The organism is Micromonospora sp. PRAS1, from assembly GCF_059553435.1.
The window spans coordinates 18,313-41,850 of sequence record NZ_JCANNB010000029.1 but is presented as its reverse complement, the minus strand read 5'-3'; the positions used below and the strand labels follow the sequence as shown (position 1 = coordinate 41,850).

Sequence of the window (23,538 nt, the reverse complement as noted above, 5' to 3'; positions counted from 1 at the left end):
TGCCGGCAACCCCTCCCGGCTCGCGGCGCTCCCGCCCGCGACCACGTCGTCGAAGGGGTTCCACATGGCCAACCGGGTCTTGTTCGTCTGCCACGCCAACCTGTGCCGGTCGCCGATGGCCGAGTACGCCGCGCGGCGGCTGCTCGCCGGCTGGCCGGTGACCGTGGCCAGCGCCGGGACCGACGCCGCGCCGGGTCGCGCCATGCACCCGTACGCGGCGGAGATCGCCGCCGAGACGGGCGAGGACCCGAGCGGCTTCCGCAGCCGGCGGCTCGCGCCGGAGCACCTCGTCGACGCGACGCTGGTGCTGACCGCGACCCGTCGCCAGCGCTCCGTCTGCACCGTGCTGGCACCGGCGGTGCTGCACCGTACCTTCACGGTGCGCCAGTTCGGCCGGCTCGCCGCGACGGTCGAGCGCCCGATGGACGAGCACGAGGATCCGCTGCGGGCGGCGGTGGCGGCCGCGGCGCTGGCCCGAGGGCGGTTGCAACCCGCCCTCGGGGACGCCGACGACCTGCGGGACCCGGTCGCCGGCACCCGTGAGGACTTCCGGCGCTGCGCGCAGGAGATCGAACGGTGCCTGCGACCGCTGGCGACGCTCATCGGGACAGCCGGGTGAGTTCCTCGACGGGCTCGACCGGGTCGTCGGCGCCGGTGTGCTCGGCGTGCCGGCCGGCCACGACCGGGTCCGCCGACGTCGACGGCTCGACCCTCATCCGATAGGCCTCGTACTGGTAGATCTCGGACTTGGGAATCCGCGCCATGTTGAGCACGCAGCCCAGCAGTCGCACGGAGACCGCGTTGAGTGCGCGGGCCGCCGCGGCCACCTGGGTACGCGCCGTACGCCCCTGCTGGCTGATCAGCAGGGCACCGTCGGCCTGCACGGCGACCACCACACCATCGGTGACCGCGAGCAGCGGCGCGGTGTCGATGATGACGATGTCGGCGGACTCGCGCAGGGCCAGCAGCAGGTCGGACATCGCCTTCGAGCCGAGCAGCTCGCTCGGATTCGGCGGAAGCGAACCGCTGGGCAGCACGAGCAGCGACTTGTCGCCCCAGCGCTGCACCACGTCGCCGACGTTGACGTCACCGACAAGCACATCGGTCAGCCCGACCGCGGAGTCGATGCCCAGATAATCGCCGATCTTGGATCGGCGCAGGTCGGCGTCGACCAGCAGGACCCGCCAGCCCGCCTCGGCCAGCGCGATCGCCAGGTTGCACGAGAGCGTCGTCTTCCCCTCCCCCTGCAACGCACTTGTGACGGCGATGACCCGGGCCGGCTCGTCGGCGTCGACGAAGCGCAGGTTGGTCCGCAGCTTGCGGACCGCCTCGGCCCGGGACGAGGTCGCGGCGGCACCGACGATCAGCGGAGCGCTGCGGGCGGTGGTGTCGAACGGGATCTCGCCGAGCAGCGGGCTGCCGGTCACCCGCCGCAGTGCGGCGGCGTCCCGTAGCCGGACGTCGACCACGCCACGCAGGACCGCCAGGCCCGCCCCGGCCAGCAGGCCGACAAGGGCGCCGATGAGGAAGTTGCGCACCGGTTGCGGCGAGATCGGGCTCGGGGTGACCCGCGGCCCACCGACGACCTCGATCTTGATCGGCCCGGCGGTCCCGTCCGGCCGGGTCTCGACGTCTTTGACGAGTTCGACGAACTTCGCCGAGAGGGCCTCGGTCACCCGCAACGCGCGGGTCTGGTCGGTGTCGATCACCGACGCCCGGAGCAACACGGTGCCGGTCTCCGTTGCGGTGGTGACCTTGCCCCGGACCTGGTCGGCGGACAACCCGAACTGGTTGTCGGCCGCCACGCTCTGCGCCAGCCGGTCACTGGTCAGCAGCTGCTCGTAGGACTTCACCCGCTGCTGAAGAAAGAGACTGCCCTGATAGGCGTCGGTTACACCGTGGCTCGGTGTGGTGACGAAGAAAGTGACCGTGGCGAGGTAACGGGGCTGAGCCCGGACGGTGACCAGTGCGGTGACACCGAGCGACACCATGAGCGTGACCAGCACGATCCACCAGTTCCGGCGGACGAGGCGCAATTGGTGGAACAGGTCCATCAGGCAGGCCTCCCGACCGGGCCAACAACGCCAAAGAACTTCACGAAAACCCCCAAGGTCGACTTTGTCGCGTTAAACCATTAAAGCGGTCCTTTGAGGCTTATGTCCCCGATTGCCGGTTTCCCCGATGCGGACCATGCCCGGTGGTACAACCGCACCGGCCAACCGTCGGAATCGCCTCCAGCGCGAGAAAGTGTGCTGCTCGGCCCGGCGGAGCGGGGACCACACGGCGCGGAAGGTCTCCTGGTCGCCGCACTCGCTGTGCCCCACCGCGATGGATAGGATCATCGGCGGTGTGCCGGGAAGCCTGGTCGGCGATGGAGTTCTGCTATTCCCCTATCGACGAGGTGGACCACCCGGATGACCGACGAGAACCAACGCCCTGAGCGACGCGGCGTACGCCGCCTGTTCGCTCGCACCTCCTGGCCCGAGGCCCGTTTCCTGGCCGACGTGCTGCGCACCGAGACCGTCGGCGGCGCACTTCTGCTGTTCGGTGCCGTGATCGCACTGATCTGGGCGAACTCGCCCTGGGGCGACGCCTACACCGAACTTGGCCGGTGGGTCCCCTGGTCCGGCGGTTCCGCCCTGCACCTCGATCTCGACCTGACCACCTGGGCCGCCGACGGTTTGCTGGCCATCTTCTTCTTCGTGGTCGGCCTGGAACTGAAGCGGGAGTTCGTCGCCGGCGAACTGCGCGATCCGCGCCGGGCGGCGCTGCCGGTGGTGGCGGCGATCGGCGGCATGGCGATGCCAGCGCTGATCTACGTGGCGGTGAACCTCGCCGCCGACGGCGACGGACTGCGCGGCTGGGCCATCCCGACCGCCACCGACATCGCCTTCGCGTTGGCCGTGCTGGCCGTGATCGGCGCCTACCTGCCGCAGGGCCTGCGCGCCTTCCTGCTCACCCTGGCCGTGGTCGACGACCTGCTCGCGATCACCATCATCGCGATCTTCTACACCGACGACTTCAACCTGCTCCCGCTGCTCGGCGCCGTGCTGCCGATCGCGCTGTTCGGGCTGCTGGTGCAGCGTCGCCGCACCTGGTGGTGGGCGCTCATCCCGCTCGCGATCGTCGCCTGGACGCTTGTGCACTCCTCCGGCGTGCACGCCACCGTCGCCGGTGTGCTGCTCGGCTTCACCGTGCCGGTGCTCGCCGGCAAGAGCCGCGACGGCCGGCCCGCACCCGGTCTCGCCGAGCACCTGGAACACCGCTGGCGGCCGATCTCGGCCGGGTTCGCCGTACCGGTCTTCGCGTTCTTCGCCGCCGGGGTGTCGCTGCGCGGCGCCGACCTGGGCGCGGTGGTCACCGACCCGATCGTCGCCGGCATCGTGCTCGGCCTGGTGGTCGGCAAGTGCGTCGGCATCCTCGGCTCGACCTACCTGCTGGCCCGGTTCACCCGGGCCCGGCTGGACGAGGACATCGCCTGGTCCGACCTGCTCGGCGTGTCGCTGCTGGCCGGCATCGGCTTCACCGTCTCACTGCTGATCGGTGAACTCGCCTTCGGCTCCGTCGGCGAGGGCGGCAACGTCAAGGCCGGCGTACTGGCCGGGTCGCTGATCTCGGCGCTGCTCGCCATGGTGGTGCTGTCGCGCCGCAACCGGGCGTATCGGGCGATCGCGCTGAAGGAGCAGGTCGACCTCAACCAGGACGGCATACCGGACGTCTACCAGAAGCCCGGGGGCTGACCGGCCACCGGGTTCGAGGGCCGGCTCCGGCCGGCGCGACGCCGCCCGGGGCCACGGTCAGGGATCGGCACCGGGACGCCCGCCGACACGTTCGGCCGGGCGTCCCGGATCCGCCGTCCGCAGCCACCGGTAGTTGGCGAGCAGGGCGCTGCGCAGCAGCATCCGCAACGCCACGATCGCCGCCACGGCGGCGAGTTCCCGCAGGCTCTGCCCGCCGGCCAGGCCGACCAGGCCGGCGGCGACCAGCATGTCGAGCAGCACCGCGAGAGCGGTCGGCCAGGACCTCGTGGCGACCAGTGCCACCGTCGCGGCGAGAGCACCGAGCACGGTGATGACGGCGGAGAGGGTGGCCGTCACCGGGACCTCTCCGGCGCGGAGATCTGCCGCTGCTCCTGCTCGATCTCCCGGTGCAGGACGTAGTTCAGTACCGTCCGGATCGCGGCGATGGCGGCGAGTTGACCGATCTGGGCGAAGGTCGGTGACAGCGCCGTACGCAGGATGTCGGCCGCGAGCTGGAACTCCAGCCCGAGGGTGAGGAACCTGCCCAGGGTCAGCCGGATGCGGGTGAACACCGCGGCGTCGCGGTAGCGCAGCCCGTCCACCACGAACCGCAGCGCCGCCCAGGCCACCCCGGCGGTGATCACCACCACCCCGACGAGCTCCACAGCGGTCACCACCAGGTGATGACCGCCGCGGAGGATCGTCTCCACGTCCACCCCGGCGCCTTACCCGGCCGCCGAACGGCTAGTCCGCGCCGGACCGGGCCAGCTCGGAGCCGGGGCCGGCCCGGCGCTCAGGTCAGCTGCGCCACCGCCTCGACGATCAGCCAGATGCCGCTGGCGGCGAAGAGGACGGCAGCGCCGTACTTGATGGTCCGTTCCGGCAGCTTGCGGCCGAGCAGCCGGCCGACGAGGATGGCGAGCGCGTCGGCGGCGACCATGCCGATCGTCGAGCCGATCCAGGTGCCGAACCAGCCGTACTGGGTGGCCAGCGTGATCGTCGCCAGCATCGTCTTGTCGCCGAGTTCGGCCAGGAAGAAGGCCACGCCGACGGCCAGCACCGCCGACTTGCCACCTTTGGCGGCCTTGTTCTTCTCCTCCTCGGTGAGCGTGTCACCGCGCAGGGTCCAGAGGCCGAAGCCGATGAAGGCCAGGCCCGCCAGCAGCGAGATCCAGCCGGTGGGCAGGGTGGCACCGAGACCGTGACCGATCGCCACCGAGGCCAGGTGCACCACGGCGGTGGCCACGGTGATGCCGATCAAAATCGGCACGGTGCGGTATCGGGTGGCAAAGGCCAGGGCCATGAGCTGGGACTTGTCTCCCAGCTCGGCAACGAAGATCACGCCGAAGCTGACCGCCAGCGCGACGAGGAACCCCTCCATGACGTCCTTCCGGATCAGGCCGGGAGGAGGAACGGGGGTGCCCTCGACCCGGCTGCTACAGCCTGGGTCGAAGGTCTCGCCCGCCTCGTGGATCCGAGGCCGCGTGGCCGGATGCGGAACGCACCAGTATGTCGACCACGGCGTTGCGGGCTACTCCCCTTCGCTGCCCGCCAGCCTAGCCGATCAGCGGACGCTCACACCGCCCGGGCCAGGGTGACCCCGAACCGGCCCGCCGGGTCGGTCCAGAACCGTTCGGCGCGCAACCCCGCCCGGGCCAGCTCGGCGGCGATCCCCTCCGGGCGGAACTTCGCCGACACCTCGGTGCGCAGCTCCTCCCCGGCAGCGAAGTCGACCGCCAGATCGAGCACCCGTACCCGCATCGGCCGCTCGGCGCGCAGCCGCATCTCGATCCATTCCCGGTCCGGGTCCCAGCACGCGACGTGCGCGAACGCCGCCGGGTCGAAGTCGGCACCGAGTTCCCGGTTGAGCACCCGCAGCACGTTGCGGTTGAACTCGGCGGTCACCCCCGCCGCGTCGTCGTAGGCCGGCACCAGCACCGCCGGATCCTTGACCAGGTCGGTGCCGACCAGCAGCCAGTCCCCGGCTTCGAGCGCGGCCCGCATCCGGTTGAGGAACCCGGCCCGCTCGTCGGGCAGCAGGTTGCCGATGGTGCCGCCGAGGAAGGCCACCAGCCGCCGACCACCGGTGGGCAGCCGGTGGAGATCACGGGTGAAGTCCCCGACGATGCCCCGAACCCGCAGCCCCGGATAGTCGGCGGCGAGGGCCTCGGTGGAGGCGCGCAGGGCGCTTATCGACACGTCCAGCGGCACGAACGTGCCCAGACCGACGCGCCGGCTGAGGGCGTCCAGCAGCAGGCGGGTCTTCTCCGACGAGCCGGACCCGAGCTCGATGAGCGTCTTCGCGCCGGTCAGGTCGGCGATCTCGGCCGAGCGTTCGGCCAGCACGGCGCGTTCGGCCCGGGTCGGGTAGTACTCGGGCAGCCGGGTGATCTCGTCGAACAACTCGCTGCCCCGAGCGTCGTAGAACCACTTCGGGGGCAGCCACTTCGGCTCGGCGGTCAGCCCGACCCGTACGTCGTGCCGCAGGCTGCGAGCGACGTCCTGGTCGTCCAAATGGATCTCGAGCGGCTCCACGCCCATCTGTTTCCCCTCTCCGTTGGATGTCGGCCCGGAACGACCGGGCTCAGCACGCCGCGATCGGCTGCTGCCGTAGGTCGGTCGCGGTCGCCTGCACCAGTTGGCCGTCCGGGACCGACCGCCAGCCCGGCTCGTCGTCGTGCGGCTCCGAGGCCAGCAGCACCGACGTCGGCGTGGTACGCAGGGACAGCGCGTGCCCGGCCGTGCTGGCGACCACCGTGCGGCCGTCGGTGAGCAGCAGGTTCAGCCGGGAGCCGGGGGCGGCCACCGAGACCGAGGTGACCGTCTCGGCGACCGCCCGAGCCGGTGCCACGCCCGCCCGCAGCCGGTCGCGGACCAGCGCCCAGAGCAGCGCCGAGTCGGTGGCCGCGTCAAGCGTGAGCAGGTCACGCACGGGTAGCTCGGCGGCGAGTGGGACCACCGAGTCCGGCCAGCCGCGGATCACGCCGTTGTGGCTGAACAGCCACCGCCCGTCGGCGAAGGGCGCGGCGGCCCGGTCGACCACCGCCATGCCGACCGTGGCGGAACGCACCGCGGCCAGCACCGCGCCGCTCGAGGTGACGGCCGCGAGTTCGGCGATCGTCGGGTCGTTCCAGATCGGCTGGGCGCGCCGGTACCGCACCGGCGGGCCGTCGCCGGGGTACCAGCCGACGCCGAACCCGTCGGCGTTGATCGTCCCGCCGCCGCGCATGTCCCGCGGTGCCCAGGACTGGCGCAGCAGCGAGTGCGGCGGGTCGAAGAGCAGCTCGCGCAGGCTCAGCGGTGGGCCGAGATAGGCCAGATGGCGGCACATCAGGTGACCCGCCCGACGACCGTCACCGGTGCGTCTCGTCCGGCCGGGCGTCCCGGGCGCAGCGGAAGCCGCTGAAGATCTGCCGCCGGATGGGATAGTCCCAGTTACGGAACGTGCCCCGGCAGGCGGCCCGGTCGGTGCCGAACGAGCCGCCGCGCAGCACCTGGTAGTCGGCGCCGAAGAAGACCTCGGAGTACTCCCGGTACGGGAAGGCGGCGAAGCCCGGATAGCCCCGGAACGCGGTGCTGGTCCACTCCCAGACGTCGCCGATGAGCTGGTGCACGCCGAGCGGCGAGGCTCCGGCCGGGTAGGCGCCGACCGGCGCCGGCCAGAGGTGCCGCTGCCCCAGGTTGGCGTGCGCCGAGGTGGGCTCGCCGTCGCCCCAGGGGTAGCGGCGGGAGCGGCCGGTGGCCGGGTCCCAGCGGGCCGCCTTCTCCCACTCCGCCTCGGTTGGCAGCCGCTTGCCCGCCCACGCGGCGTACGCCTGTGCCTCGTGGAAGCAGACGTGCACCACCGGCTCGTCGTCGTGGACCCGGTCCCACCGGCCGAAGCGCCGGTACGCCCAGCCGTCGCCGTCGCGCCGCCAGTGCATCGGCGCGCTAAGCCCGTCCGCCTGGCGATGTCGCCAGCCGGGCTCGCTCCACCAGCGCGGGTCGTCGTACCCGCCGTCGGCGATGAACTCGCGGTACGCCCCGTTGGTCACCGGTGTGGCGTCGATGACGTACGCGGGCAGCTCGACCCGGTGCGCGGGGCGTTCATTGTCCAGCGCCCAGGGGTCGGTGTCGGTGCCCATCACGAACGGGCCGGCGGGCACCAGCACCTCGCCGGTCACCGGCGCGGCCGGCTCGGGCGGCGGCGGCGCGTGCAGCACGGCCGGGCCGGACCGCAACTGGTGGGTGGCGAGCATGGTCTCGTCGTGCTGCTGCTCGTGCTGCACGATCATGCCGAAGGCGAACCCGTCGGCGACCAGCCGGCGACTGTCGAAGGCGACCCGCTCCAGCAGGTCGTGCACCTTTTCGCGCACGGTCGCCAGGTACGCCCGCGCCTCGGCCGGCGGTAGCAGCGGCAGCGTCGGGCGGTCCCGGCGGGGCTGTTTGAAGGCGTCGTACAGCTCGTCGATGTCGCACCGGACCGGTTCCCGGCCGCCGACGTCCCGGACCAGCCAGAGTTCCTCCTGGTTGCCCACGTGGGCCAGGTCCCACACCAGCGGCGACATCAGCGGCGAATGCTGGCGCACCAGGTCGGCGTCGTCCACCGCCTCGGTCAGCAGGGCGGTACGGGCCCGGGTGCGCTCCAGCTCCGCCGCGATCCGGCCGCGCAGCTTCTCCTCGTCGTCCTGACCGGTCAGGGTGTCGGTCACCGTTGCCTCCTCGTGACGGCCTGTTGCCGTCGTCGTACTCCCTGGTCGATCTCGCCGTGCAGGGCCGCCGGCAGGTCGAGCCGGGGCAGCGCCGCCACGGCCAGGTCCAGCAGCCCGGCGGCGGCCGAGGCCAGGCCGGGGTCTGCCAGGCCCTGCCGGGCGGCGACGGTCCAGTCCTCGGCCACCGGCATGGCCACCTCGGTCGCCGCGCCGACCGTCTCGGCATCGGCGAACAGGGCGGCGAGCACCGCCAGCGGCAGCGTCCAGCCCCGTCCCGGCTGCGCGTCGAGGTAGCGCAGTTCGAGGTAGCCGCGCGGCCGGACCGGCGGAAAGAGGGTGCTGACGTGGTATTCCAGGTCGTCGGTGGTGGGCGGCCGGGGCAGCGCGCCGTCGAGCCAGTCGGCGAACGTCACGTCCGGTGGTGGGGTCCAGTCGCCGTCGTCCCGGATGCAGAGCAGCGGGGCGGCGAGCACGTACGCCGTCCACGCGGCGACGGGATCCACGCCGGCCCGGCCCGGCGTCCAGACCGGGGCGGTGCGGGCCGGGTCGATGCGCCACCACATCACCATCCGCGTCGACGCCCAGCCGGTGTCCCGGCCCGCGTGCCGCCCGGCGGTGGCGAAGGCGGCGAGCAGCGGCGGCCCGACCGCGTGGGCCAGCGCCCAGCGGGCGGCGAGCTGCGCGGGCTCACCCGCGTCCAGGCAGACCTGTAGGCCGGCGCTGCTGTACATCATGGTCCGCCCGGCCGGGCCCTGCCGGTCGAAGACCCGGCGCATGGCGCGGTAACGCGGTGTGTCGATCACTGGCCTCGGCGGCCGGTACGGATCCATTCCGGCCCGGCCGAGCCGCAGGCCGGCGGCTTCCAGCAGGCCGGCCAGCTGGGCGATGTCGGAGTGGGTGGCCTCGACCAGGGCGGCGACGGAGGCCTGCGGCGGGGTGGAGATCTCCAGTTGGCCGCCGGGCTCCACGGTCACCGAGCCGCCCCGGAGCAGTCGCCGGGCGGGGCTGGTCGGATCCAGTGTGGTGGGACTGTACGGGCCCAACGCCGCGGTCAGTCGCGCGGCGTCGACGGGACGGGCGGGGTCGACGGCGTCGTGCACCGTCCATTCGAGCTCGACACCGGTATAGGTCGGCGGGCCGGTCTTGAAGCAGATCCGGGCGAGGTGCCGAGCGGCGGCGGCACGGTCGCGCAGCACCACGACGCGATCCAGTTCCGGCGACATCACCATGCGACGGCTCCCTTCCCGGCGCCAGTCCTCCCGGCGCCAGTCCCTCGCTGTCACCGTACCTTCACCGAGTGACATCGCCGGACCGCCGGCGGCCGCCCCTCCTGTCTACCAGGAGCCGACCGCGTACCGAGGGTGATTCATCTTGGGTGTCGCCGCAAGCCGGAGCAGCTTCGGTACGCCGACCACGCAGGCCCGTCGCAATGCCGCCGAGCCCCGCCGGAGGTCAGGAGTCGTCGCCCTCGGTGGTCGTGTCCGCCTCGGATCCGTGCTTGGCCAGCCAGTTGGGATCGGTCTCGGCCAGCAGCTGCCGACAGCGCGCCGGCACCTGCTCGGCACCGCCGGCCGCCACCACGAGGTCCTGGAAGCCGGGCGTGCCGAGCGCCTTCTCCCGTTGACGCTCGGACTTGGACAGGAACGCCTTGCAGTGTCCGGAGTTCTCCGGCCCGAAGTGCACAGGCGTGCCGGGGGCCGATTCGTCCGGTACGGGCTCCGCCCGGGTCGACGCCGACGTACCGCCGGTCGGCACCTCGGTCGGCGGTGCGGCGGGTACGCCGGCGGTCGGGCTTTCGGAGGGCGTACGAGCAGCCCCGCCGGTGGGTGTCGGCGCGGCCGTCTCTCGGACCGGGGGTGCCGCCGGCGGCTCGTCCGGGTGATCCAGGCCGGCCGCTGCCAGCGCGACTCCCGCGGTGGCGGTGGCGGTGAGGCCGGCGAGCCAGAGCACGGCGCCGGCGGTGAACCGGCGTCGTCGCGACCGGGCCGCGGGCGCCTCGGTGGCGCTCTGCCGGGCCGCGCGGAACGCGGCCAGCGCCGCCTCCTCGCCGGCGAGTTCCTCCGGGCGCGGCGGAGCGGCGGCGGCCCGGAGCAGCCCCGCCAGCGGGTCCGGCGGCCCGGCGGCGGGGCGGGGCGCACGGGCGGCGTCGAGCAGCCGCTCATGCTCGGCTCGATTTCCGGGCCGCGCCAGCCGGCGCAGGATCATGCGAATTTTCCCCATGTCAGCCGTCCACCGGCTCGGTGTGCGGCAGCTGCGGCGACGGCCCGGTACGCGGCCTCGGCGTCTGGCGGTCGGCCGACGCGCCGGCCTCCGGCGACCCCGCCGGGGTGCCCACGGCGGGCGCGGTTCCGGCCGCCGACCCGGTGGCCCGGGCGGATTCGGCACCTCGGTCGAGCAGCAGCGCCAGCCGCCGCAGTCCGCGGTGGGCCGCGGTGCGTACCGCACCGGCCCGGCGACCGAGCACCTGCCCGGCGGTCTCGGCGTCGAGCCCGACGACCGCCCGCAGCAGGACCGCCTCGGCTTCCCGGGGCGGCAAGCTCGCGATCATGGCCAGGGCCGCCTCGGTGCCGATGCGCTCCCCGGCACGTTCGGCGGTGTCGACGTCCCCGGCCAGTTCGGTGAGTTCCTCGACCGGCACCGGCAGGACCGGGCGGCGGCGTTGCCGGCGCAGATGGTCCATGGCCCGGTTCCGCCCGATGGTGACTACCCAGGCGCGGAACTCGCCACCGGTGAAGCCGGGCAGGTCACGCGCCACCTGAAGCCACGTCTCCGACGCGACGTCCTCGGCGTCCGCGCCGACCAGGGCGGTCAGGTAACGCAGCAGCCCCGGCTGAAGGCTGCGGTAGAGAAGGCGGAAGGCATCCTCGTCGCCGGCCTGGGCCGCCTCGACGGCCTGACTCAGCTCACCGGTCATGGCCCTGCCGCTTCCGTTCCAACAGCCCTCTCGCGGGGACACCCGCCGGACCGGCGCACTCGGCGCGGGCCCGGACCTTCTGGGGCGGGGCCCGCTTGCCGGCCCACCCGTCGACCTGTTCATCAGCTGACTGGCAACTCAGCCTCGCCAACCGGACGAGCAGACAGCAACCGCTCCGGACGGCGAATCGACGGTACACGACGGCCGGCGCCGGCCGGCGACGGCTCCGGGTTCCGGTGCGCCGGCCGGGACCGACGCGAACCCACCGGAACCACGCCGTGACACGAGGTATCAGCAAGGTCACGCAGGGGCGCGAGCAGGCATGCCGGGGCCGCCGGACCCCGGACCCGCGAACGCGCCGTTGGTGACCACTGTGGGTACGGTGGAGCCGTGTTGTCTTCGGAGGTCGTACTCAGCGGTCGTTACCGCCTGGACGAGCGTGTCGCGACGGGCGGCATGGGTGAAGTCTGGTGCGGCACCGACCTGATCCTGGGCCGTCAGGTCGCGGTCAAGGTGCTGCTGCCCTCGCTGGTCTCCGACCCCGACTTCATCGCCCGGTTCCGCGCCGAGGCCCGGATCATGGCCGCGCTGCGCCACCCCGGAATCGTCCAGGTCTTCGACTGCGGCGAAGACGACCTGCCCGACGGCGGCCGGGCCGACTACCTGGTCATGGAGTTCGTCACCGGCGTCCCGCTCTCCAAGCGGATCGAGGCCGCGGGCCGCCTGGACGTCAGCGAGACCATGTCCGTGGTGGCGCAGGTGGCCCAGGCGCTGCACGCCGCGCATCTCGGCGGCATCGTGCACCGCGACGTCAAGCCGAGCAACCTGCTGGTCCAGGAGGACGGTTCGGTAGTACTTGTCGACTTCGGCGTCGCCCGCTCGACCAATGTGACCAGCATCACCAGCACAAACGCGGTCCCCGGCACCGCGCTGTACATGGCACCGGAGCAGGCGGCCGGGCGGCCGGTCTCGGGGGCGACCGATCTGTACGCCCTCGGCGCGGTCGCGTACTGCTGCCTGACCGGCGGCCCCCCGTTCACCGGTGACAACCCGCTCCAGGTCGCGGTCCGGCATCTCGACGACCCGCCGCCGGAGCTGCCGCACGACATTCCGGAGGCGGTACGGATCCTGGTCGCCCGGGCCCTGGCCAAGGACCCCGCCGACCGGTTCAGCAGCGGCGCGGCGATGGCGGAGGCCGCCCGGACCGCGGTGTCGGACAGCTCGCTGCCGACCGCGATGGTCCCGGCCGCCGCAGCGCTGCGCGACGCCGGTCCGGAGACCCGGGTGGAGATCACCGCAGCGGACACTCCGCCGGTCGGCCGGCGGGGACGTCGCGGCGCCCTGGTCGGTGCGCTCACCGCCGTGACGGTCGGGCTGGTCGCGCTCGGTGCCGCACTCAGCGCCTCGGAGGAAGCCGGCGCCCCGGCGGTGACGGTGCCGAGCACCTCGCCGAGCGCCGAGAGCACCACCGACGCGGAGCCGTTGCCGAGCCAGGATCAGAGCGTGCCCGCCGAGGCCCCCTCGTACCGGCCGCCCGGCTCGTCGAGCACCCCGACCGGGTCCCGCTCACCGTCGCCGACCAGCACTCAGCCCAGCGAGTCGACCACGCCGGACTCGCCCGACCCGACGCCGTCGAGCACCGCCTCGTCCGAGGGTCCGGGCACCCCCTCGACGGAGCCCTCGGCACCGACGCCGACCACACCGCCGGCGCCGACCACCGGCACGCCGCCCGGGGGCGGGGACGGGGACGGGGGCTCGGGCGCCGGTTAGCCCACATCCCTCGCGACACCCGCCGAAATCATCGAAACGGACATCCGGCCTCACAGCACGCTTTAGGCTCCTCACGTGCAGTTATCGCCGATTCGTTCGGGAGTCCCGGTGAGCGTGGAGAAGTTGGTCGTCATCGGCCAGGGTTACGTCGGCCTGCCGTTGGCGGTACGGGCCGCCGAAGCCGGCCTGGACGTGGTCGGCCTCGATGTCGACACCGACCGGGTCAAGCGGCTCGCCTCGGGTGAGTCGTTCGTGGCGGACATTCCGGCCGATCGTCTCGGCCGGGCGCTGGGCAGTGGCCGCTACCGCCCGAGCAGCGAGTACACCGATGCCGAGGGCTTCGACATCTGCGTGATCACCGTACCCACGCCGCTGCGCGACGGCACGCCGGACCTGAGCTTCGTGGAGCAGGCGGGTGCCGGCATCGGGCCCTACCTGCGGCCGGGCTGCACGGTGATCCTGGAGTCGACCACCTATCCGGGCACCACGGAGGAGTTGCTGCGTCCGCTGCTGGAGTCGGCAAGCGGGCTGAGCAGCCCCGGCGACTTCCACCTCGGCTACAGCCCGGAGCGGATCGACCCGGGCAACCGGACCTGGCGGCTGGAGAACACCCCGAAGGTGGTCTCCGGCGTCGACGCGGCCTCCCTGGCCCGGGTCGACGGCTTCTACCGCCGGCTTGTGGAGCGGACGGTGCCGGTGGACTCCACCCGGGTGGCCGAGCTGACGAAGCTGATCGAGAACACCTTCCGCCAGGTCAACATCGCCCTGGTCAACGAGCTGACCATGCTCTCGCACCAGCTCGACATCGACGTGTGGCAGGCGATCGACGCAGCAGAGACGAAGCCGTTCGGCTTCATGCCGTTCCGGCCCGGCCCGGGAGTCGGTGGCCACTGCCTGCCGATCGACCCCTGCTACCTGTCCTGGCAGGTGAAGCGCCGCCTGGGCCGGCAGTTCCGGTTCATCGAGCTGGCCAACGACGTCAATCACGAGATGCCCGAGCACGTGGCGCAGCGGGTGATGGCGGGGCTGAACCGGTCCGGCCGGTCGGTAAGCGGCGCCCGGCTGCTGCTGCTCGGCCTGACGTACAAGCGCAACACCGCCGACATGCGCGACTCGCCCGCCGTCGAGGTGGCCCGCCGGCTGCGGGAGCTGGGCGGCGAGGTCCGCGCCGTGGAACCGTACGCGGAGCCGCACCACCTCCCCGACGGGGTGCTCACGGTCGACCTGACCGAGCACGAGGTACGCACGGCAGACGCCGTGGTGGTGGTCACCGACCACGACGCCTTCGACTACGACCTGGTGGGCCGGCACGCGCGCTACGTGTTCGACACCCGCAACCGCTGCACCGGCCCCACCGTCGAACGCCTCTAGTCCGCGAGCGCCTCCACCACCGGCACGGCCAGGGCCCGCCGGGCCGGCAGCACCGACGCGGCCAGTGCCGCCAGCACCGCCACGGCGAGGACGCCACCGAGCTGCCCCCAGGGCACCACCAGGACGAACTCCCCACCGATCCGGGCGAACAGCGCCATCGCCCCGGCGGCGACGGCGGTGCCCAGGGCCACCCCGAGTACCGCGCCGACCAGCGCGGTGAGCACCGCCTCGGTGGCGAGCATGGCGCGCAACCGTCCCCCGGTCAGCCCGACGGCCCGCAGCACCGCGTTCTCCCTGGTCCGTTCCACCACCGACAGGCTCAGCGTGTTCGCCACGCCGACCAGCGCGATCACCACGGCCAGACCGAGCAACGCGATCACGAAGGCCAGCAGCATGTCGACGGTGCCGGTGAGCATCCGCTTGTACGCCGCCTGGTCCAGCAGGTTCACCGTCGGGTAGTCGACCAGGACCTCCTCGATCGCGGTGCGGGCCGAGGCGGCCGACACCCCGGCGGCCGGGTCGATCTCGGCCAGATGACCCCGTACCTGCGGGAAGAGGCGGCTGAAGTCGGCGGCGACCAGGTCGACCAGGTGGCCGGTGGGTGCCGAGTACACCTGCCCAGCCGCACCGGTCACCACGGCCGCCACCTCGAACCGCTCGCCGCGCAGCATGATGTGGTCCCCGACCGACCAGCCGTGCCGCGCCGCCAACTCCCGGTGCACCAGCACCCGGCCCGGTCCGAGCCGGTCGGTCCGGCCGGCCAGTACACCGTCGAGCCGCCGGTCCACCAGGGCCGGGTCGGCGGCGCGGAAGACCACATCGTCGACGGTGTGCGTACGGGTCTCGTGCACCACGCCCAGTTCGGGTCGGGTGGCCAGCGCGTCGACCACTCCGCTGGGCAGGTCGACGCCGATCCCGGTGACCAGGAAGTCCACGCCCACCTGTGCGTCCACGCTGCGCTCGATGGCCGCCTTGGTGCTCTGCGCGCCCACCACGAAGGACGCGACCAGACCGATGCCGATCACCAGGGCGGTGGCGGTCGCGGCCACCCTGCGTGGATTGCGGACCGCGTTGGCCACGGCGAGGGCGGCGGTGACCCCGAGGATCCGGCGGGCCGGCGCGCCGAACACCCGGACCAGCGCCGGCACCAGCACCGGTCCGAACAGGACGATGCCGAGGAAGGTCAGGATCCCGCCGAGGGCGACCAGCGGGATCTGCCCGGCCCGGGCCGCGCCGGCCAGGGCCGCGACACCGGCGGCGAGCAGCACCGCCCCGAAGGCCAGGCGCACCCGCCCGGCGGGTCGGGTGACCTGCACCGCCGCGTCGGTAAGCGCCGCCACCGGGGGGACCCGGGTGCCGTGCCAGGCCGGTACGAGGGCCGCGCCGACGGTGAGCACGGTGCCGGCGACGAGGCAGCCCAGCACCATGCCGGCGGTGACCGTCAGCTCGCCGTGCAACGGGACGGCCAGCCGGGAGATCAGCGCCGTCAGCCCGGCCGCCAGCCCGGCGCCGAGCACCACGCCGAGCGCCGAGGCGGCCAGCCCGACGAGCCCCGACTCCAGCACGGTGGCCCGGAACACCTGTCCCCGGGTGGCGCCGACCAGGCGCAGCAGCGCGGTCCGCCGGGAACGCTGGGCGAGCACGATCGTGAACGTGTTCGCGATGACGAACGCGGCCACCACCACAGCCACCCCGGCGAAGGTGAGCAGCACCAGGTTGAACTGGTCGACGTCGCGTACCGCGTCGGCGACGGCCTCGTCGAGGATCACCTGCCGGGTCCGTACCGTCGGATCCGCCCCGACGGCTGCGGCGATCCGCTCGGCGAGCACCTGGTCGGGCACCCCCGGTTCGGCCGCCACCATGATCCGGCCATAGCCCTCGTCACCGGTGACGGCGAGCGCGTCGGCGCCGACCAGGCCGACGAACGGCCCGCCGATGTCCCGCGAGGTGTTTGCGACGTCGACCGTGCCGACCAGGGTGTACGGCCGGGCGGCACCGTTGGCGCCGCCGACCCGGACGGGTGCGCCGAGATCGAAGCCCTGCTCGGTGGCGGTCCGGTCGTCGAGCACCACCTCACCGGGCTCGGCAGGCAGCCGCCCGGCCACCAGGTCGTACGACTGGAGGGCCGGATCGGTGGGCACCGCGGCGAGGAACCCGAAGCCCAGCACGGGGCGGCCGTCCGAGCCCACCACCCCGGCGGTGCCGGTCAGCTCGCCCTCGGCGGCGCGGACCCCGTCGACCGAGCGCACCCGGTCGACAAGCGACACCGGAAGCGGTTCCTGGTCGGCGTAGACACCGACGTCGGTGTGCCGGTCGAAGGCGGCCGCCCGGTCGTACGTGCCGGCCCGCATCCCGTCGATGAAGATCAGCGTGCCGGCGATGAAGGCCACCCCGAGGACGACGGCGAGGGCGGACATGAGCATGCGCAGCGCCTCGGCGCGCAACGAGCGCAGGGTCACCCGGAGCATGTTCACCGCCCCCGGGCCGGCGCGTCGACCGGGCCGGCCGCCACCGTGGAGTCCAACTGGCCGAGCAGGTCGAGGACCCGCTCGGCGGTCGGCTCGACCAGGTCCCGGACCAGCCGGCCGTCGGCGAGGAAGACCACCCGGTCGGCGTGGGCGGCGGCGACCGGATCGTGGGTCACCATCACCACCGTCTGCCCGAGGGTGTCGACCGCCTCGCGCAGCAGCCCGAGCAGCGCCACCCCGGCGCGGGAGTCCAGGTTGCCGGTCGGCTCGTCGGCGAAGATCACCCACGGTTTGGTGATCAGTGCCCGGGCCACCGCGACCCGCTGCTGCTGACCGCCGGAGAGCTCGGCCGGGCGGTGCCGTAACCGGTCGCCGAGCCCGACCGCGCCGACCACCTGACGCAGCCAGGCCGGATCGGGCCGCCGGCCGGCGATGGCCAGCGGCAGCACGATGTTCTCCTCGGCGCTGAGCGCGGGCAGCAGGTTGAACCGCTGGAACACAAAGCCGATCCGGTCGCGACGCAGCAGGGTGAGCCGCCGGTCGTCGAGGCGACCCAGCTCGGTGTCGCCGACCCGGACGGTGCCGGCGGTGGGCCGGTCCAGACCGGCCAGGCAGTGCATCAGCGTCGACTTGCCGGAGCCGGAGGGGCCCATGATGGCGGTGAACCGGCCGGCGGCGAAGTCGACGTCGACGCCGTCGAGGGCGACGACGCCGGCCGGGCCGGTGCCGTACTGCTTGCGCAGTCCGCGGGTGGTGACGGCGACGCCGGCGGTGACGTGGGCGGGCGGTGCGTGGGACACGTGCTGCTCCCGTACGGAGGTGGTTCTCGGACCCCTCCGACGCTATGGAGCGCAGTGCTCCGTCGAGATCAGCCCAGCCGCTCGACCGCCGTCCACCCCAGGTAGTCCCGGCCGGGCGCGGTCGTCCACCTCAGGTCGTACGCCGACCCGGGACGCCCGGGGTGACCAGACCGGTCTCGTACGCCAGCACCACCGCCTGCACCCGGTCGCGCAGGTTCAGCTTGGCCAGGACCCGGCCGACGTGCGTCTTCACCGTCGCCTCGGCGACGTGCACCCGGCCGGCGATCTCGCTGTTCGACAGCCCCTCGGCGACCAGCAGCAGGATCTCCCGTTCCCGTTCGGTGAGCTCAGCCAGCCGGGGATCGTCGGCGGGGCCGGCACCGAGCTGACCGGCGAACCGGTCGAGCAGTCGTCGGGTGATCGACGGGGCCACCACCGAGTCGCCCCGCGCGACGACCCGGATCGCGGCGAGCAGTTCCTCCGGCGGGACGTTCTTGAGTAGGAAACCGCTCGCCCCGGCGCGCAACGCGGCGAACGCGTCGGCCTCGGTGTCGAAGGTGGTCAGCACCAGCACCCTCGGCGGCCCGGCCGGTCGGTCGGCGCAGAGCCGCCGGGTGGCCTCCACGCCATCCATGGTCGGCATCCGGACGTCCATCACCACCACGTCGGCCTCGACCCGGTCCAGCACCCGCAGCGCGTCCGCGCCGTCGATGGCCTCGCCGACCACCTCCAGGTCGGGCTGGGAGTCCAGCACCATCCGGAAGCCGGCGCGGATCAGCGCCTGGTCGTCCACGATCACCACCCGCGTCATGCCGCGATCACCTCCGTTCCGGAGGACGACGGTAGCGGCAGCCGCGCCCGCACCTGCCAGCCGCCGGCCAGGCGGGGACCGGCGGCGAGGCTGCCGCCGTACATCGAGACCCGCTCGCGCATGCCGATCAGGCCGTGACCGCCGGGCGGTGCCGGGGCGACCGGCCCGCCGCCCCCGCCGTCGTCGACCACCCGCAGCTCGACGGCGTCGGCGTCGTGCGCCAGGGTGACCGTCACGTCGGCGCCGACCCCGGCGTGCTTGAGCACGTTTGTCAGCGCCTCCTGCACCAGCCGGTACACGGTCAGGTCCAGCGCCGCAGGCAGCGCGGTCGGCTCGCCGGTCGCCGTGTACCCGACCCGCAGCCCGGCGGCCCGGAACCGGTCCAGCAGGGCGGGCAGTTCGGTAACGGCGGGACGCCGGTGGGCGGGCTCGCCCACCGGCGAGTCCAGCTGCGCCTCCGCCGCCAAGCCCAATTGCGCCCCGGCCGCCGAGCCCAGTTGCATGCCGGCCGCCGAGCCCTGCACCGCGGCCCCGGCCGGGTCCGGTCCGGGCCACGCGTCGGGGGTCGGCTCCGGCGGGCTCGGATCCCGCAGTACGCCCACCAGCCGACGCATGTCCTCAAGTGCCTGCCGGCCGGTGTCCGCCACCACCTTGACCGCGTCGCGGGCCGTCTCCGGACTCCGGTCGATCATGTAGCGGGCCCCGTCCGCCTGAACGATCATGACGGCCATGCTGTGCGCCACCACGTCGTGCAGTTCCCGGGCGATCCGGGTGCGCTCCTCGGCCACCGCCGCCCGCGCCTCGGCCTCCCGCTCCCGCTCCAGGGTGGCGGCCCGCTCCTCCAGGCTGAGCACGTACAGCCGGCGGGTACGCACGTTCAACGCCACCAACCAGACCGCCCCGATGATCAGACCGTAGTAGATGGCGGTGAAGTACCAGGCGACCTGTGCCGGGGTCTGCATCGCGGCGATGACCACCCCGATCGCGGCGACGATTCCGGCCAGCACCCCGTCGCGCAGCCGGTCGGCGTACTTGACCACGCTGTAGAGGGCGATCAGCACCGCCACGTCGTACGGCATCGGTGCCCAGTCGAGGGCGACCTGGACGAAGGCGAGCACGGCCACGACAGCGGTCACCGGCACCGGCCGGACCCGCCGGAACAGCAGGGCCACCGCCATCGCGGCACCGATCGCGGCGGACCACCAGCCACCCGGCTGGGTGGCCACCGCCGCCACGCCGAACAACAGCACCACGCCGGCGACCGCGACGTCGAAGACGACGGTACGTAGCGGCCGGCGAAACACCCGAACTCTCATCGTCACTCAGGGTAGGTGCAAGGAAGGGCCCCCTGTTAACGCCTGCGGTAGAGCAGGGGTCCCCTCTTAACATCCAGAGCCGCCGGCGGTCGACGTCCGCGCCGAGCGGCGGCAGGCGATGTGACGACAGTCGGTGACCGCTTGCGCCGGGCGGTCACGCGCCATCCGCTCGGACCCGAGGTCGCCGGTGATCGCATGCACCGACGACACCCATTCTGTGTGGCGCAGATCACATCGACGGATGTCGTTGAGGAGTAGGGTACGGCCATCGTCACCCCGTCTCGAAGGGCGTAGCCGATGGTCAACTTGCCCCCGCCACGAGGGCGGCACCTGCGGATCGTCAGTGTGGCCGCCACCGGGCTCCTGCTCACCAGCATCGCCGTCGCCGCACCCGGCAACGCGCAGCCGGCCAACCGGGCGGCCAGCCAGCCCGCTGCGGCCGTCGAGGCACCGCTCGGGGTGGACGAGATCGCCCACACCCCCAACCTCCGCCTGCTCGCCAACCTGCCGAAGGCGGCGCCGTTCAACACCACCGCGGCGCTCGGCACCGACATCGCCTTCCAGGGCAGGTACGCGTACGTCGGCAACTACGACGGCTTCGTCATCTACGACATCTCGAAGCCGAGCAGGCCCAGGATCGAGTCACAGGTGCTCTGTCCCGGCTCGCAGAACGACATCTCCATCCACGGCACCCTGCTCTTCCTCTCCACCGACTCGTCGCGCAGCGACGACTCGTGCAGTAGCGTCGCCCAGTCCGCCACGATCAAGGAGTCGTGGGAAGGCATCAGGATCTTCGACGTCAAGGACAGGAAGAACCCCCGCTACCTCAAGTCGGTCGAGACCGCCTGCGGCTCGCACACCCACACGCTGGTGCCGGCCAAGGACAAGAAGACCGTCTACCTGTACGTCTCCTCGTACAGCCCGCAGGAGTCCTTCCCGGACTGCCAGCCGCCGCACGACTCGATAAGCATCGTCAAGGTGCCGCTGGACAAGCCGACCGACGCCGCCGTCGTCGCGACGCCCAACCTCTTCCCGGACGGCGGTTACCCGGGCCGCACGGGCGGCTCGGCGACCAGCGGCTGCCACGACATCACCGTCTACCCGGCGAAGGATCTGGCCGCCGGTGCCTGCATGGGCGACGGGGTGCTGTTGGACATCACCAGGCGGGACGCGCCGCGGGTGATCCACACCGTACGGGACACGACCAACTTCGCGTTCTGGCACTCGGCCACCTTCAACAACCGGGGCACCAAGGTCGTCTTCACCGACGAACTCGGTGGTGGCGGCGGCGCCACCTGCAACGAGGACATCGGTCCGACGCGTGGTGCCAACGCCGTCTACGACATCACCGGTCGCGGCGACAAGCGCCAGTTGGTCTTCCGCAGCTACTTCAAGATCCCCCGGGTCAACGGGGACACCGAGAACTGCGTGGCGCACAACGGCTCGCTGATCCCGGTCCTCGGGCGGGACATCATGGTCCAGGCGTGGTACCAGGGTGGCGTGTCGGTGTGGGACTTCACCGACTCCGGCAAGCCGAAGGAGATCGGCTACTGGGAACGGGGCCCGGTGTCGGACACCCAGCTCATCATCGGCGGCTCCTGGTCGGCCTACTACTACAACGGGCACATCTACTCCTCCGACATCCAGAAGGGACTCGACGTGCTCGACCTCGACGACTGGCGGGTCTGGACGGCCAAGCTGGTCCAGTACCGCGAGTTGAACGTGCAGACCCAGCCCAGCTACCTGAGCTGGTGAGTCGTCCCGGCACGGCACCCGCCGGCCGATCGAGTTTCGTCGCTCCCGACCGGGGTACCTCCCCGCCGACGAGGAAGGGGTGACGATGACGCGCAACGAGTACCACGTGGTGCCGGACGGTGCTGGCTGGAAGGTCGAGCAGGGCAGCACCGTCGTCGGCACGTACGACACCAAGCAGCGCGCGGTAGAGGCCGGCCGCGACGTGGCGCACGGCAATGAGCCCAGCCAGCTCGTGGTGCACACCGCTGACGGGCGGATCGAGACCGAGTACACCTACCGGGACGATCCGTACCCGCCGGCCGGCTAGCGGGTCGCACCAGCGACGGCCTGTCGGCACCATCCCCCTCAGGTGCTGCCGGCAGGCCGTCGCCGTGCCCATCCGACGCCCGCCCCGCCAACGCCGCCCGCCCCACCAACCCCGACCCGCCAACGCCGCCCCGCCCCGCCAAAGCGACCCACCAACCCCGCCCCGCCCCGCCAACCCCGCCCCGCCAACGCCGCCCGCCCCACCAACCCCGACCCACCAACCCCGCCCCGCCAAAGCGACCCGCCAAAGCGACCCGCTAACCCCGCCCCAGGTGGGCGTGCCGGCCGTCACCCCTGGCGACGGCACGACCGACGACGTACCCCAGGCATGTCAGGATGACCGGCCGTGACCTGCACCGGGGATGCCCCGACCGCCCCGCCCCGACCGCCCCGGCACCGATTCCACCCACTCGACGCGATCGCCGTCGCGCTCGCGCTGGCCGGGGTCGGCTGCGTCGCGACCGGCCTCCTCCCCCGTCCCGACGCCGTCGCCACCCTCGGCCGGGTCCTGCCGTTGCTGCTCTTCCTCGGCACCGTGGTGGTGCTCGCCGAGCTGGCCGCCGCGGCCGGCGTCTTCGACGTGCTCGCCACCCGGATGGCCGTGGTGGCCCGGGGCAGTTGGCCCGCGCTCTTCGTGCTCTGCGTCGGCTTCGCCGCCCTCACCACGATCACCCTCAACCTGGACACCACCGCGGTGCTGCTCACCCCGGTGCTGCTCGCGCTGGCGGTGACCCTGCGCACGGCGGCGGCACCGCTGGCGGTCACCACCGTCTGGCTGGCGAACACGGCAAGCCTCCTGCTGCCGGTCTCCAACCTGACCAACCTGCTGGCCGCCGACCGCATCGGGCTCGACCCACTGGCGTACGCGGAAATCATGTGGCTGCCCCAGCTGGCCGTCCTCGCGGTCACCACCGTGCTGCTCTGGTGCTTCTGGTGGCGTCGCGACCGGCCGGCCGGTGGCCGGTTCCCGGCACCGGAGGTGCACCGGCCGGCCGACCCGGTGCTGTACCGGATCGCGCTCGGCGGCTGCCTGCTCTTCGTCGGCGCGATCCTGGCCGGCGTGCTGGTCGGTTTCGCCTCGGCGGTCGCGGCCGGTCTGCTGGTGGCCGGTTTCGCGATCCGCTCCCCCGGTACGTTGCGCCCGGCGCTGCTGCCCTGGCGACTGTTGCTCTTCGTCACCGGGCTGTTCCTGGTCGTCCAGACGATCGGCCAGCACGGACTCAACGAACTGGTGGCATGGCTCGCCGGCTCCGACGGCGGGGTGCTGGGCGCGTTGCGCGCGGGCGGCACCGGCGCGCTGCTGGCCAACCTGGTGAACAACCTGCCCGCCTATCTGGCCGGCGAGGCGGTGCTGCCGCCCGGCGACCGGCAACGGCTGCTCGCGCTGCTGGTCGGCACCAACGTGGGGCCGCTCGCGTTGCCCTGGGCGTCGCTGGCGACGCTGCTGTGGCTGGAGCGGTGCCGGGCCGCCCGCGTCAGGGTGCCGGTGCTCCGGTTCCTCGTCACCAGTGCCGCCGTGGCGGTGCTCGGCACCCTCGCCGCGGCCGGTGCCCTGCTGCTCACCGGCTGAGCCGCCCGCCCCGTGCCGGGCGGTCA

General features: G+C 72.9%; 21 protein-coding genes. 7 read left to right on the top strand and 14 right to left on the bottom strand.

Annotated elements, in window-relative coordinates:
• The first annotated feature begins 64 nt into the window (after positions 1–64).
• A complete protein-coding gene (locus AC507J_RS23685; protein ID WP_496291383.1) occupies positions 65–619 on the top strand; it encodes an arsenate reductase/protein-tyrosine-phosphatase family protein in 555 nt (184 codons plus the stop codon).
• On the opposite strand, the gene AC507J_RS23680 is transcribed toward AC507J_RS23685, so the two are convergent.
• The gene (locus AC507J_RS23680) at positions 600–2,054 is read right to left on the bottom strand and encodes a tyrosine-protein kinase domain-containing protein (protein ID WP_496291382.1); all 1,455 of its coding nucleotides are present in this window, start codon (positions 2,052–2,054) and stop codon (positions 600–602) included. The genes AC507J_RS23685 and AC507J_RS23680 overlap by 20 nt on opposite strands.
• A gap of 360 nt (positions 2,055–2,414) precedes the next feature.
• On the opposite strand from AC507J_RS23680, the gene nhaA reads away from it, so the two are divergent.
• Positions 2,415–3,740 (top strand): Na+/H+ antiporter NhaA, encoded by a 1,326-nt coding sequence (gene nhaA / locus AC507J_RS23675; protein WP_496291381.1) that lies wholly within the window; start codon positions 2,415–2,417, stop codon positions 3,738–3,740.
• A gap of 57 nt (positions 3,741–3,797) precedes the next feature.
• Here the strand turns inward: nhaA and AC507J_RS23670 are convergent, their stop codons facing one another.
• From AC507J_RS23670 to AC507J_RS23630, 9 genes are all read right to left on the bottom strand, one after another.
• A complete protein-coding gene (locus tag AC507J_RS23670) occupies positions 3,798–4,097 on the bottom strand; it encodes a hypothetical protein (RefSeq protein ID WP_496291380.1) in 300 nt (99 codons plus the stop codon).
• A complete protein-coding gene (locus AC507J_RS23665; protein ID WP_496291379.1) occupies positions 4,094–4,456 on the bottom strand; it encodes a DUF1622 domain-containing protein in 363 nt (120 codons plus the stop codon). Before AC507J_RS23665 ends, AC507J_RS23670 begins: the two co-directional genes overlap by 4 nt.
• Positions 4,457–4,533: 77 nt before the next feature.
• Entirely contained in the window at positions 4,534–5,121 is a 588-nt protein-coding gene (locus AC507J_RS23660) for a TMEM165/GDT1 family protein (RefSeq protein WP_496291378.1), read from the bottom strand.
• 194 nt (positions 5,122–5,315) lie between these two features.
• On the bottom strand, positions 5,316–6,281 hold the full coding sequence (gene egtD / locus AC507J_RS23655) for an L-histidine N(alpha)-methyltransferase (RefSeq protein ID WP_496291377.1): 966 nt from the start codon (positions 6,279–6,281) through the stop codon (positions 5,316–5,318).
• A gap of 43 nt (positions 6,282–6,324) precedes the next feature.
• Entirely contained in the window at positions 6,325–7,071 is a 747-nt protein-coding gene (gene egtC / locus AC507J_RS23650; RefSeq protein ID WP_496291376.1) for an ergothioneine biosynthesis protein EgtC, read from the bottom strand.
• Positions 7,072–7,093: 22 nt separating this feature from the next.
• On the bottom strand, positions 7,094–8,419 hold the full coding sequence (egtB, locus tag AC507J_RS23645; RefSeq protein ID WP_496291420.1) for an ergothioneine biosynthesis protein EgtB: 1,326 nt from the start codon (positions 8,417–8,419) through the stop codon (positions 7,094–7,096).
• 8 nt (positions 8,420–8,427) lie between these two features.
• Positions 8,428–9,660, bottom strand: a complete 1,233-nt coding sequence (gene egtA / locus AC507J_RS23640) for an ergothioneine biosynthesis glutamate--cysteine ligase EgtA (RefSeq protein ID WP_496291375.1) — start codon at positions 9,658–9,660, stop codon at positions 8,428–8,430.
• Between the two features lie 223 nt (positions 9,661–9,883).
• On the bottom strand, positions 9,884–10,651 hold the full coding sequence (locus tag AC507J_RS23635; RefSeq protein ID WP_496291374.1) for a hypothetical protein: 768 nt from the start codon (positions 10,649–10,651) through the stop codon (positions 9,884–9,886).
• Position 10,652: 1 nt separating this feature from the next.
• Complete coding sequence (locus AC507J_RS23630) at positions 10,653–11,345, bottom strand: RNA polymerase sigma factor (protein ID WP_496291373.1); 693 nt, start codon at positions 11,343–11,345, stop codon at positions 10,653–10,655.
• Positions 11,346–11,735: 390 nt separating this feature from the next.
• Between AC507J_RS23630 and AC507J_RS23625 the strand changes: the two genes are divergently transcribed.
• Positions 11,736–13,115, top strand: a complete 1,380-nt coding sequence (locus tag AC507J_RS23625; RefSeq protein WP_496291372.1) for a serine/threonine-protein kinase — start codon at positions 11,736–11,738, stop codon at positions 13,113–13,115.
• A 108-nt stretch (positions 13,116–13,223) separates the two neighbouring features.
• Entirely contained in the window at positions 13,224–14,486 is a 1,263-nt protein-coding gene (locus AC507J_RS23620; RefSeq protein ID WP_496291371.1) for a nucleotide sugar dehydrogenase, read from the top strand.
• On the opposite strand, the gene AC507J_RS23615 is transcribed toward AC507J_RS23620, so the two are convergent.
• From AC507J_RS23615 to AC507J_RS23600, 4 genes are all read right to left on the bottom strand, one after another.
• Positions 14,483–16,954, bottom strand: coding sequence for an ABC transporter permease (locus AC507J_RS23615; protein ID WP_496291370.1), 2,472 nt, complete (start codon positions 16,952–16,954; stop codon positions 14,483–14,485). The two genes, AC507J_RS23620 and AC507J_RS23615, sit on opposite strands and share 4 nt — an antisense overlap.
• A gap of 2 nt (positions 16,955–16,956) precedes the next feature.
• Entirely contained in the window at positions 16,957–17,697 is a 741-nt protein-coding gene (locus AC507J_RS23610; RefSeq protein WP_496291419.1) for an ABC transporter ATP-binding protein, read from the bottom strand.
• A gap of 187 nt (positions 17,698–17,884) precedes the next feature.
• Complete coding sequence (locus tag AC507J_RS23605) at positions 17,885–18,565, bottom strand: response regulator (RefSeq protein WP_496291369.1); 681 nt, start codon at positions 18,563–18,565, stop codon at positions 17,885–17,887.
• The gene (locus AC507J_RS23600) at positions 18,562–19,881 is read right to left on the bottom strand and encodes a sensor histidine kinase (RefSeq protein ID WP_496291368.1); all 1,320 of its coding nucleotides are present in this window, start codon (positions 19,879–19,881) and stop codon (positions 18,562–18,564) included. The genes AC507J_RS23605 and AC507J_RS23600 overlap by 4 nt, the downstream gene beginning before the upstream one ends.
• Before the next feature lie 297 nt (positions 19,882–20,178).
• Here AC507J_RS23600 and AC507J_RS23595 point away from each other — a divergent pair, with 297 nt between their 5' ends.
• The 3 genes from AC507J_RS23595 to AC507J_RS23585 all read left to right on the top strand — a co-directional run bounded on the left by AC507J_RS23595 (position 20,179) and on the right by AC507J_RS23585 (position 23,512).
• Positions 20,179–21,636, top strand: coding sequence for an LVIVD repeat-containing protein (locus tag AC507J_RS23595; RefSeq protein ID WP_496291367.1), 1,458 nt, complete (start codon positions 20,179–20,181; stop codon positions 21,634–21,636).
• Positions 21,637–21,721: 85 nt separating this feature from the next.
• Positions 21,722–21,943, top strand: coding sequence for a DUF2188 domain-containing protein (locus AC507J_RS23590; protein ID WP_496291366.1), 222 nt, complete (start codon positions 21,722–21,724; stop codon positions 21,941–21,943).
• 345 nt (positions 21,944–22,288) lie between these two features.
• Entirely contained in the window at positions 22,289–23,512 is a 1,224-nt protein-coding gene (locus AC507J_RS23585; protein ID WP_496291365.1) for an ArsB/NhaD family transporter, read from the top strand.
• Positions 23,513–23,538 lie beyond the last annotated feature (26 nt).

Coding starts and splice junctions, on each gene's coding strand:
- nhaA (WP_496291381.1), top strand. CDS start 2,415: ATGACCGACGAGAACCAACGCCCTGAGCGACGCGGCGTACGCCGCCTG.
- egtD (WP_496291377.1), bottom strand. CDS start 6,281: ATGGGCGTGGAGCCGCTCGAGATCCATTTGGACGACCAGGACGTCGCT.
- egtC (WP_496291376.1), bottom strand. CDS start 7,071: ATGTGCCGCCATCTGGCCTATCTCGGCCCACCGCTGAGCCTGCGCGAG.
- AC507J_RS23590 (WP_496291366.1), top strand. CDS start 21,722: ATGACGCGCAACGAGTACCACGTGGTGCCGGACGGTGCTGGCTGGAAG.
- AC507J_RS23600 (WP_496291368.1), bottom strand. CDS start 19,881: ATGAGAGTTCGGGTGTTTCGCCGGCCGCTACGTACCGTCGTCTTCGAC.
- AC507J_RS23595 (WP_496291367.1), top strand. CDS start 20,179: ATGGTCAACTTGCCCCCGCCACGAGGGCGGCACCTGCGGATCGTCAGT.
- AC507J_RS23630 (WP_496291373.1), bottom strand. CDS start 11,345: ATGACCGGTGAGCTGAGTCAGGCCGTCGAGGCGGCCCAGGCCGGCGAC.
- AC507J_RS23605 (WP_496291369.1), bottom strand. CDS start 18,565: ATGACGCGGGTGGTGATCGTGGACGACCAGGCGCTGATCCGCGCCGGC.
- AC507J_RS23615 (WP_496291370.1), bottom strand. CDS start 16,954: ATGCTCCGGGTGACCCTGCGCTCGTTGCGCGCCGAGGCGCTGCGCATG.
- egtA (WP_496291375.1), bottom strand. CDS start 9,660: ATGGTGATGTCGCCGGAACTGGATCGCGTCGTGGTGCTGCGCGACCGT.
- AC507J_RS23635 (WP_496291374.1), bottom strand. CDS start 10,651: ATGGGGAAAATTCGCATGATCCTGCGCCGGCTGGCGCGGCCCGGAAAT.
- AC507J_RS23660 (WP_496291378.1), bottom strand. CDS start 5,121: ATGGAGGGGTTCCTCGTCGCGCTGGCGGTCAGCTTCGGCGTGATCTTC.
- AC507J_RS23680 (WP_496291382.1), bottom strand. CDS start 2,054: ATGGACCTGTTCCACCAATTGCGCCTCGTCCGCCGGAACTGGTGGATC.
- AC507J_RS23685 (WP_496291383.1), top strand. CDS start 65: ATGGCCAACCGGGTCTTGTTCGTCTGCCACGCCAACCTGTGCCGGTCG.